The following is a 550-nucleotide window of genomic DNA, read 5'->3' as shown; positions in this document are numbered from 1 at the left end:
TTTCTTCTTTGAGTTTATTTACCTCAGACTTGCTTTTATATATTTCATTACTTATCTAAACTATTTCTTTGTATAACTCATCATTATTTTCTTTATTATCTTCTAGAAGTTTGTTCTCCTTTAGTACATCCTTTATTTTATTATCAATACTTAAATATTCTTCATATTCTTCTAGAAGAGAAATTGTTTCTGTTATCTCATCCTCATCATAAATATTACAATATGTGTTTATACAATGAAGAATTCTTTTCAAGTCTAAATATTTATTCCCTGTTTTGTCGTTTATGTTTTTATTAGCTCTTATAATAGAAGCAATAGAGTCTATCTTTTGTTTAATTGTAACCATCTCTAAATACATTTCTCTTTTATGCTCTAAAGAGCTTATATCACTTTTTATCATATCTATCTCGTTCAAACTTTTATTTCTATATACATCATCATAAAATTTTTGATAAGGGCATTCACATTTACAATCTTGTGGTTTGTAAAGAATATAAACCCCTTCGTCAGTTCTCTCCTTAGTTATAGCGTTTAGTTTAGATTTTAAAGT

Annotated in this window: 1 protein-coding gene; it reads right to left on the bottom strand. The window is 25.5% G+C overall.

All coding sequences use genetic code 11. The features are described 5' to 3' along the window. Nucleotides 1–55 precede the first annotated feature (55 nt). On the bottom strand, nucleotides 56–550 hold a 495-nt coding region (locus ETC00_RS19595), incomplete at its 5' end, for a hypothetical protein (protein WP_171567718.1).

It is taken from the genome of Brevibacillus sp. MCWH, from assembly GCF_013096935.1.
GTDB lineage: Bacteria > Bacillota > Bacilli > Brevibacillales > Brevibacillaceae > Brevibacillus > Brevibacillus aydinogluensis.
The sequence above is the reverse complement of the archived record's forward strand: the minus strand, read 5'-3'. Positions and strand labels throughout refer to the sequence as shown.